Origin of the sequence: Bradyrhizobium semiaridum (assembly GCF_020329505.1) — a bacterium.
GTDB classification, from domain to species: domain Bacteria; phylum Pseudomonadota; class Alphaproteobacteria; order Rhizobiales; family Xanthobacteraceae; genus Bradyrhizobium; species Bradyrhizobium semiaridum.
Genome location: NZ_JAGKJJ010000067.1, coordinates 1 through 806 on the forward strand (window position 1 = coordinate 1; position 806 = coordinate 806).

An 806-nucleotide genomic window follows, 5' to 3' on the forward strand; every position below is an offset into this window, starting at 1 on the left:
GCCGTCGGTGGCGGTGAAGGTCGCCGTCGCCGAGGTGTGATCCGCCGCCCAGCTCAAGGCCGACAGCGTGCCGCCGGCCACCGTGATCCCGGCCCCCCCGGCCAGCGTCGCAACCGTCGCCGCACTGACCGCCTCCGAGAAGGTGAAGGTCACGTTCGAGCTGTTGTGGCCGTCGCTCAGCGATGCATCGGCGATCTCGACCACCACGGTCGGATTCTGGGTGTCGATCGCCACCGTGTCGGCGCCGGTCGATCCGAGATTGCCGGCCACGTCGGTGTAGCTGCCGGCGGTGACCGAGACCGAACCGTTGCCGGTGAAGCCGTCGGCGGCGGTGAAGGTCGCGGTGAAGACCAACGGGTCCGCGGTGGCCGCAAGGTTGCTGACCGTGCCGTGCGTTGCGCTGATGTCGGCGGCGGTGAAGCCGACAGGCGCTTCGGAGAAGGTGAAGGTCACGTTCGAGCTGTTGTCCCCGTCGCTCAGCGACGCATCGGCGATCTCGACCACCACGGTCGGGTTCTGGGTGTCGACCGTCGCGGTGTCGGTGTTGGAGGCCAGGTTGTCGTTGCCGACCGGATCGGTGAACTTGTCGGCCGCAACCGAGATCGCGACCGCCGTCGTCGAGTTGTCGTCGGCGGTGAAGGTCGCCGTGTACTGCAGCGGATTGCCCACCACCGGCTGCAGGTTGGACAGTCCGCCGCCGGTCACCGAGACATCGGCCAGATCGAAGCCGCTGGGGACCTCCGAGAAGGTGAAGGTCACCGTTCCGGTGTTGTTGTGGTCGTTGAACGTCGAGCGGTCGAGGTCGA

The 806-nt window shown here is 67.6% G+C and carries 1 protein-coding gene; it reads right to left on the bottom strand.

The window, feature by feature from the left end; all coding sequences use genetic code 11:
* Window positions 1-806 (bottom strand): Ig-like domain-containing protein (locus tag J6500_RS31425; RefSeq protein ID WP_225716577.1); only part of this gene is annotated, 806 nt, incomplete at both ends.